The organism is Actinomycetospora sp. (assembly GCF_055612215.1).
On the sequence record NZ_JBVPVA010000586.1, the window covers coordinates 1 to 8,437 of the forward strand.

Annotated in this window: 8 protein-coding genes; all 8 read right to left on the reverse strand. The window is 75.2% G+C overall.

Annotated features, from left to right (window positions below):
* Positions 1-94: 94 nt before the first annotated feature.
* Positions 95-850 (reverse strand): electron transfer flavoprotein subunit beta/FixA family protein, encoded by a 756-nt coding sequence (locus AC0CYZ_RS16050; RefSeq protein WP_472217065.1) that lies wholly within the window; start codon positions 848-850, stop codon positions 95-97.
* A gap of 7 nt (positions 851-857) precedes the next feature.
* Positions 858-3,377, reverse strand: coding sequence for a GcvT family protein (locus AC0CYZ_RS16055; RefSeq protein WP_472217067.1), 2,520 nt, complete (start codon positions 3,375-3,377; stop codon positions 858-860).
* Between the two features lie 20 nt (positions 3,378-3,397).
* Positions 3,398-4,261 carry a methylenetetrahydrofolate reductase gene (locus tag AC0CYZ_RS16060; RefSeq protein WP_472217069.1) on the reverse strand — a complete coding sequence of 288 codons (864 nt, stop codon included), beginning with the start codon at positions 4,259-4,261 and terminating at the stop codon, positions 3,398-3,400.
* Positions 4,262-4,264: 3 nt separating this feature from the next.
* Entirely contained in the window at positions 4,265-5,494 is a 1,230-nt protein-coding gene (locus AC0CYZ_RS16065; RefSeq protein ID WP_472217071.1) for a glycine cleavage T C-terminal barrel domain-containing protein, read from the reverse strand.
* Positions 5,495-5,864: 370 nt separating this feature from the next.
* Entirely contained in the window at positions 5,865-6,335 is a 471-nt protein-coding gene (locus tag AC0CYZ_RS16070) for a universal stress protein (RefSeq protein WP_472217073.1), read from the reverse strand.
* A 133-nt stretch (positions 6,336-6,468) separates the two neighbouring features.
* Entirely contained in the window at positions 6,469-6,813 is a 345-nt protein-coding gene (locus AC0CYZ_RS16075; RefSeq protein WP_472217075.1) for a hypothetical protein, read from the reverse strand.
* Positions 6,814-7,019: 206 nt separating this feature from the next.
* Entirely contained in the window at positions 7,020-7,517 is a 498-nt protein-coding gene (locus AC0CYZ_RS16080) for a (2Fe-2S)-binding protein (protein WP_472217077.1), read from the reverse strand.
* Positions 7,514-8,407: an FAD binding domain-containing protein gene (locus AC0CYZ_RS16085; RefSeq protein ID WP_472217079.1), complete on the reverse strand. Its 894-nt coding sequence runs from the start codon at positions 8,405-8,407 to the stop codon at positions 7,514-7,516. The genes AC0CYZ_RS16080 and AC0CYZ_RS16085 overlap by 4 nt, the downstream gene beginning before the upstream one ends.
* Positions 8,408-8,437 lie beyond the last annotated feature (30 nt).

The window sequence follows — 8,437 nt, forward strand, 5'->3', positions numbered from 1 at the left end:
AGGTGCTCGGCCAGGCCGCGGGCGGTGGCGAGCACCTCCGCGGACTCCGGGGTGAGCGCCCCGTCGGGGTCCCGTTCCACCATCGCGAGCACCATCAGCGCACCACCCCCAGTTCGGCGAGGACGTCCACGACGGCGGGCGCCGCGTCGGCCCCGTGGCCCAGCACGACGGTCTCCGCGCGGGCCTCGGGTCGGTGGCGCAGGCGCCGGGTCCGCAGACCGCCGGACGTCGGGGCGGCCGGGAGCACCCGGACCGGGGCCTTCTTCGCCCGCAGCCGGCCCTTGATCGTCGGGTAGCGGGGGAGGTTCAGGCCCTCGAGCACCGTGGCGACGGCGGGCAGAGGCGCCTCGTGGACCTCCACGCCGCCGCCGGCTTCGCGGCGCAGCGACACGTGACCCTCGCCCAGCTCGATGCCCTTGACCCCGCCGACCAGGGGCCGTCGGAGCGCACAGGCCACGCGGACCCCGACCTGGGCATGCCCGGCGTCGGCGGAGGCGGCGCCGAAGAGGACGAGATCGTACGGCGGCAGGTCGGGCAGTGCGCCGGTGATCGCCGCCGCAGTGGCCTCGGGATCCCCGTCGGCGCCGGGGGCGTCGACGCGCACCGCGTGGTCGGCGCCCATCGACATCGCGTAGCGCAGCTGCTCCTCGGTCTCCGGCGCACCGACGGTCAGCACCCCCGCGGACCCGCCGGTGCGCTCGGCGATGCGCACCGCCTCCTCGACCGCGCACTCCTCGTGCGGGCCGATGGTGAAGCCGAGGTGGCGGGTGTCCACGGCCGCGCCGTCCGCCGTCAGCAGGATCTCAGCGCCCACCGCGGGCACGCGCTTGATGCACACCAGGACGTCCACTCCCGCGTCACCCCCGCATCCGGGCGTCGTCGGGGTCGAACAGTGGCGTGCGCCCCACGCGGGCGACCGTGACCGGGTACCGCTCCCCCAGGTACTCGACGAGCAGGTCGGCGCCCTCGACGGCGAGCCGGGGCGGCAGGTAGGCCATGAGCAGATACGTCCCGAGTGAGGGGGCGGCGCCCGCGCTGGTGACGTACGACGGCCGGCCGCGGCGGTCGACGATGCGCTGCCCGTCGGTCATGAGCAGCGGCTCCCCGCCCTGCGGGTAGCGCCGCAGGCCGGCGGCGTCGCGGGCGTCGTCGAGGCGCAGCGTGCACAGCGTCGCCTCGGGCTCGCCCTCGCGGGCCTTGGTGTAGGCGGCCTTCCCGACGAAGTCCGCGGACTTCAGCCCCGGCAGCGCGAGCCCGGCCTCCACGGGCCCGTGCTCGGCGTCGAGCTCGTGGCCCATGAGCCGGTAGCCCTTCTCGATCCGCGCGGTGGTGCCGTAGACCCCGATGCCGGCGGGGACGAGACCGTGCGGCGCGCCGGCCTCGACGAGCGTGTCCCACAGGCGCAGGCCCGCCTCGGTCGGCGCGTGCAGCTCCCAGCCGAGCTCGCCGACGTAGGACAGCCGCAGCGCGAGGACCGGGGTCGAGCCGATCGTCAGCTCCCGCGCGGTCGCGAACGGGAATCGGTCGTCGGAGACAGCATCATCGAGGTCGTCGGTGACCGCGGCGAGGACGTCCCGCGCCCGCGGGCCCCAGAGCCCGAGGGTGCACACCGCGGAGGTCACGTCCTCGAGCACGACCGAGCCGTCGTCGGGCAGGTGACGTCGGAACCACGCCAGGTCCCGGGCACCGTCGGCGCCCCCAGTGACCACACGGAACCGGGACACGCCGAGGCGCACGACGGTCAGGTCGCTGCGGAACCCGCCGTCGGGACCCAGGACGGGGGTGTAGATGACCCGCCCGACGGGCCGGTCCATCTGCGCGATCGTCAGGTGCTGGAGGTACGCGAGCGCCCCGGGACCGCGCACGTCGAACTGCGAGAACGCGCTGAGGTCGATCACCGCGACGCCGCGGCGCATCGCCAGGTGCTCGGCGTTGATGATCGGCGACCACCAGCGCGCGTCCCACTCGTGCGGGCGGTCCTCGACGCCGAACTCGGCGACGAGCGGCGCGTTGGCCGCGTACCACTGCGGGCGCTCCCAGCCGGCCACCTCGAAGAACTCCGCGCCCAGGGCCACCTCGCGCTCGTGGAAGGGCGACCGGCGCGCCCCGCGGTCCGAGCCCCACTGCTCGCGGGGGTGCACGATCCCGTAGGTCTTGTTGAAGCCCTCGGCGGCGCGGGCGCGCACGTGGGCCCGGGTGCGCTCGTGGGGGGCGAACCGGGCGATGTCCGCGGCCGCCGGGTCGATCTCCGGGGAGCCGTCGGTCATCCACTCGGCGATGAGCCGGCCGACCCCGGGACCTTCCTTGATCCACACCGCGGCCGCCGACCACAGGCCCCGCACCTCCGGGGTCTCCCCCAGCAGCGGGTGCCCGTCGGGGGTGAGCGAGAGCAGCCCGTTGATGGCGTGCCGGATGCCGGCGTCGGGACGGTCGAGGATGCCGGCGAACAGCTCCAGCGCCGCCTCCATCTGCGGGTCGAAGTCGTCCGGGGTGAACGGCAGCTGGGTCGGCGAGAGCGCCGCGGCGGCGGCCGACGGGATGTCGTCGGGGTCGCAGAGGATCGGGCGGTGCGCGTAGGACCCGATCTCGAGGTCGGGGCCGCTCTGCCGCTCGTACATGAGCGGGTCCATGTCGCGGATGATCGGGTAGGCGATCTCCCGTCCGGTGGCCGCGAGCTCGGCGATGGGCCCGACGTCGATCATCTGGTGCACCGCGGGGGTCAACGGGATCGTCGCCCCGGCCAGGCGCGCGATCCGCGGGCTCCAGACCCCGCACGCCACGACGACGTGATCGGTCTCGACGTCGCCGCGGTCGGTGCGCACCAGGCGGACCCGGCCGTCGTCGGTGTCGATGCCGAGCACCTCGGTCAGCGCCGCGACGGTCAGCGCCCCGGCCTCGATGGCCCGTTGCCGCATCAGCTCGCCGGCCCGCAGCGGGTCGACCACCGCCACCGACGGCGTCCGGAAGCCCGCGAGCACGACACCGGGGTCGAGGAAGGGGACGTCCGCCGCCACCTGCGCCGGGGTGACGAGGTCCGCCTCGATGCCCCAGGCCCGCGCCGAGGACATCCGACGGTGCAGCTCCTGGACGCGCTCCGGGGTGCGGGCCAGCTCGATGCCGCCGCAGGTGGTGAGCGTCCCGAGCTCGGTGTACTGGCGCATCGAGTCGGCGGTGAGCAGGGTGATCTCGCGGGAGTGGTCCACCGGGAACACGAAGTTCGACGCGTGGCCGGTGGAGCCGCCGGGATCGGGCAGCGGCCCCTTGTCGACCAGCAGGATGTCGCGCCACCCCAACCGCGCGAGGTGGTGGACGACCGAGTTGCCGACGATGCCGGCCCCGATCACGACGACCTGGGCCCGCTCCGGGAACGGTGTCACGGCTCCTCCTCGCAGAGGTCTCACGCGGCCGCGTGGCGGGCCTGGGTCAGCCACCGCACGGTCGGCTCGATCTGGTTGAACGTGTAGACGTGGACCCGCTCGAGCGCGCAGTCCCCGGCGGCGACGTGCGCCGCGAGGCCCGCCAGGAGCTCGTCGGGGCGGTGCTGCCCGGGCCGCAGCAGTGCCCCGGCGGTCGAGCGGTGGGACCGGGCGAAGCGCAGGGCGTCGGCGACCCCGATGCGGACGCTGATCCGCAGCAGCCGCGCGGCGTCCACGACGCCGGGGATGCCGGCGACGACCGGGAGGTCGATCCCCCGCCGGCGGGCCTCGCCGACGAAGGCGCAGACGAGGTCGGCGTCGAAGCACAGCTGGGTGACGGTGAGGTCGGCGTGCGCCTGTTTGGCCCGCAGGTCGGCCCACAGCACGTCGCTCGCGATGCGGTGGTGGCCGTCGGGGTAGCTCGGCACGCCCACGCGGGGCGGGCGCCCGAGGTCCTCGATCCCCCGCAGCAGGGCGAGGCCGTCCGGGAAGGCACCCGCGGGCTCCCGGGCGTCGCCGCCCACGACGAACACCTCGTCCACCCCGGCGGCGGCGAGGCGGCCGAGGTGCTCGGCCAGCTCGCTCCGGTCACGCACGCTCCGCGCCGCCAGGTGCGGCACGGCGGCGAACCCCCGGGCCGCCAGTCCCTCGGCGACCGCCACCGTGGCCGCCACGCCCCGGCTCGGGGACGCGGTCACCGCGACCGTGGCCCCCGCGGGGAGTCCGGCCGCGGCGAGCTCGAGGACGTCCGGCGTGGGCGCCACCTCCCAGCGCGGATCGGCGAGCAGCGCGGCGACGGCGGCGGGCCCGCCCGGGACCCCGGGGTCGTCCGTGCCCGGCTCCACGGCTCAGCCCTTCGGGGTCTGCTTGCGCGGGTCGACGAAGGGCTTCTCGACGACGACGGCGTCGCGGGTGTCGTCGAGGGTGCTGACCCGCAGCGTCGTCCCCAGCGGCGTGCACCCGACGGGGACCATGGCCAGCCCGATGTTGCGCTCGAGCCGCGGGGACCAGCAGGCGCTGGTGACCGACCCGGCGATGCGGCCCGCGTCGTCCCACACCGTGAACGGCTCGATCATCGAGCCGTCGTTGAACGAGCCGAGCGGCGCACCGCCGATCTCCAGCCCGACCATCGACCGGGTGAGCCCGCGCTGCTTGGCGCGGATCAGGGCGTCCTTGCCGACGAAGTCGGCCTCCTGGTCGAGGTCGACCATCCAGGTGTAGTCGTAGCCGACCTCGAGCGGGTTGGTGTCGAGGGTGATGTCGCAGCCGTAGGCGAGCATGCCGCCCTCGATGCGCCGGACGTGGCACGGCCCGATCGGCCGCATGGCGTGGGGGCGACCGGCCTCCCACACGCGGTCCCACAGGCGCCCGGCGTCGCGGGTCGCCTCCCGCAGGTAGATCTCGTAGCCGATCTCGCCGCTGTAGCCGGTGCGGCTGACCACGACCTGCATGCCGTCCAGTACCGCGTGGCGCAGGTGGTAGTACGGCATCTCGGCGACGTCCGCGCCGAACAGGTCGGTCACGACGGCCTTGGCCTTCGGCCCCTGGACCTGCACCGGCGCGACGTCGATCTCGCGCACCGCCACGTCCCACCCGCCGGCGTGGGCGAGGCCCGACGCCCAGAGCCCGACGTCGGAATCGGCGAGGGAGAGCCAGAACCGGTCCTCGTCGACCCGCAGCAGGACCGGGTCGTTGATGATCCCGCCGTCCGGCGCCGTGACGAACACGTACTTGCACTGCCCGACGGCGCACTTCGTCAGGTCGCGGGGCACGAGCATGTTGGTGAACGCGAACGCGTCGGGCCCGGTGATCTCGATCTGGCGCTCGACGCCGACGTCCCAGAGGGTCACGTCCTCGAGCAGCGCCCAGTACTCGGCCACCGGGTCGCCGTAGTGCCGGGGGTGATAGGTGTGGTTGTAGACGCTGTACATCGCCACGCCGTGGGCCCGGGACTTCCAGAAGTAGGGCGACTTGCGCAGGCGCGGGTAGAGCAGGACCCCCGGGTCCGTGACCACCGCGGAGGGCGGTGGGCCGGGCGCGATGTCGACCGCGGCCCGAGGGGGGAGGACGTCCGTCATCGACACTCCACTCCGTCGTGCGTCCGCGGGCCCGCTGGTCGACCTCGGACGGTGGGTTGCGCCTTCCGCAACCGGTTCTGCTAGACGCAACGAGTGTGCGTCTGTGAGCGAGATCACGTCAATAGGTCGCAGCCTGCGGCTGCTGCGCACGGCAATGGCGTGCCCGCGACGATCGTCACCGGCGCGACGTGCGGTACGTCGCGATCTCCGCGGTCGCCGGCCCGTCCGGCGGCGGGACCGGGTCGGCCCACGCCGCGTCGGACGTGCGCGCTCGAGGGCGCGATGGAGTCACCGGCGCCCGAGGTCGCTCCGCTCGGGACGACCGACGGCGGACGGGCCGCCAGAGGCGTGGGTCAGTCGGTGGGGCGGATCAGTCGGTGGGGTGGACGACCAGGACCGGGCACGGGGCGTTGAGGACCACGCCGAGCACCACCGAGCCGATGAGTCGGCTGGCCAGCGCCCCGCGCCCCCGGTCCCCGACGACCAGCAGCTGCGCGTGGCGACTGATGCGGGCGAGGACGTCGGCGGGGGCGCCGGTCCGCAGTCCCGAGCGCACCCGGGGCACCGCGTTGCCCCGCTCGCGCTCCTCCGCGACGACCTCGTCGACGACCTGCTGGACCGCCTTCCCGACCTCCCCGACGAGCCGGTCCTCGTCGAACACCTTCGCCACCTGGGGCGCCCACGCGGCCTGGGAGTGGTAGACGGCGAGGGCCAGGACGTGCGTGTCCCGGCGGACGCCCTCGCGCAGGGCGTGGCGCAGCGCCACCCGGGCGCTGGGAGAGTCGTCGAGACCGACGACGATCCCTCCGGCTGCGGCAGCGAGCAGGTCGTCTTCCGCCATGGCTGTCCCCTGCCTCGTCGGTGGCGAGATCTTCGATGAGCCCACCGCAGCGTAGGCGAACCGCGGCGGCACGGCGAAGCCTCGCGCGCGGCCCGATGACCACGAGGCAGGTCCGGCCCCGGCGGCCGGGGGGTCAGCGGCCGAGAGCGGTGATGAGACGGGCGACGACGACCCCGGCGATCAGCCAGATCACCGCGGGGACGCCGTAGTCGAGGATGACGCCGAGCGACGGGCTCGAGGGCGCGAACAGGTCCCCCAGTCCCAGCGTGAGGCGGTCCGCGGCGGCGGCCAGGACCATGGCGACGCCGTTGCGGGGGTTCGCCGAGGCCACGGTGAGCACGACGTGGAGGACCAGGACCGCGGCGAACACGACCGTGACGATGCGGACCAGCGACGCGAGCGCGCCGAACGACGAGCCGACCCAGGCCCGGGAGCCCGGCCGGCTCTCGCCACGATCGGTGTCGGTATCGGAGGACATGGCGCAGAGACTGGCACGTCGGTCGGGCCTGACCGAGGGGCACGTCAGGCCGGATTCCGGGCCGCCGGACCAGCCGGGTGTGCCCCTGATCAAGGGGTGGGCCGGGACGCGCGCCCGGCCGATCACGAGGGGCACGTCAGGCAGGATTCCGGGCCGCCGGACCTGCCGGGCGTGCCCCTGATCGAGGACGGCCCGAGCCGGCCGGGTCATCCCGAGCGGTCCCGCGCGGCCTGGACGGCCACGGTGATCTGTCGGTACCCGGTGCAGCGGCAGAGGTTGCCGTCGAGCTCGCCCTCGAGGTCGTCGGGGACCGGGTCCCGGCGCAGGGCGGCCACGGTGCACAGCACGTGCCCGGCCAGGCAGAACCCGCACTGGAAGGCGTTGGCGGCGAGGAACTCCTCCTGCACCGGGTGCAGGCCGTCCGGGTCGTCGGGGGCGTGGGGGTCACCGAGGCCGTCGATGGTCTCGACGACGCGGCCGTCGACCCGGCCGACGGGGACGAGGCACGACTTGAGCGGGCGGCCGTCGACCAGGACGGTGCAGGCGCCGCAGTCGCCGTTGCGGCACCCGAGGTGCGTGCCGTGCAGGGCGAGGTCCCGGCGCAGCACGTCGGCGAGCGCCCGCCCGCCGTCGACGGGGAGGGTCACCTCCGCACCGTTGACGGTGGTGGTGATCGAGGTGACGGGGTCGGTGGTCGCGGTCACGAGGGCTCTCCGTCGAGGGCTCGGGCCAGCGCGCGGGCCGCGATGGCCCCGGCGACGCGTCGGCGGTAGGTGGCGTCGGCCTGTTCGTCGCTCCACCAGTCGGGCGCGGCGGCCTCGACGAGGTCGCGCAGCCCGGCGCGGGCCGACACGTCGGCACCGGGGGCCCGCTCGGCGAGGTCCGGTGGGACCCGGACCTCGACCGGGACGGCAGCGACCGCGCCGAGGGTGAGCCGGGCGGCCGCGATCGAGCCGTCCCCGGCCCGGACGAGGTGGGCGGAGGCGGTGGCGACAGGCCACCCGCTGCCGCCGTGCTTGAGCTTGGTGTAGCCCCACGCCCCGGAGGCGACGGCGTCGCCCAACTCGAACGCGACCACGAGCTCCCCCACGGCCAGCGCCGTGGCGAACGGGCCACGGAAGAACTCGCGGGCCGGCATACGGCGCTCGCGCGCGGCGTCGGCGAGGACGACGACCGCGTCGAGGGCGACCAGGGCGCCCGGGACGTCGGAGGACGGGTTGGCGTGGCAGGCCGAGCCCCCGACCGTCCCCTGGTCCCGGATCTGGGGCCCGCCGGTGATGCCTCCGGCGAGCATCCGCAGCAGCGGCGGGGTCTCCGGCGACCGCGCGAGGCCGCCGTAGGTGACCCCGGCCCCGATCGTGGTCGTCCCGCCGTCGTCGGAGGTGATCCGGTCCATCCCGGGGATGCGGGCCAGGTCGACGAGGCGTCGGGGGGTGGGCACGTCGCGGGCGAGCCGCGGGTAGACCAGGGTCCCGCCGCCGATCACCCTCGTGGGGCCGCCGTCGGCGAGGAGGTCGAGGGCCGCGGCGAGGGTCGGCGGGGCGAAGTAGCCCTCGCGGGCGGTGGGGACGGGGGACGTGGTCGGTGCGGTCACGGTGCCACCTCGGCGAGGGCGGAGAGATCG

Bases quoted from the DNA above. Each gene is read 5' to 3' on its own strand.
- AC0CYZ_RS16075 (WP_472217075.1), bottom strand. From the start codon at position 6,813: ATGTCCTCCGATACCGACACCGATCGTGGCGAGAGCCGGCCGGGCTCC.
- AC0CYZ_RS16070 (WP_472217073.1), bottom strand. From the start codon at position 6,335: ATGGCGGAAGACGACCTGCTCGCTGCCGCAGCCGGAGGGATCGTCGTC.
- AC0CYZ_RS16065 (WP_472217071.1), bottom strand. From the start codon at position 5,494: ATGACGGACGTCCTCCCCCCTCGGGCCGCGGTCGACATCGCGCCCGGC.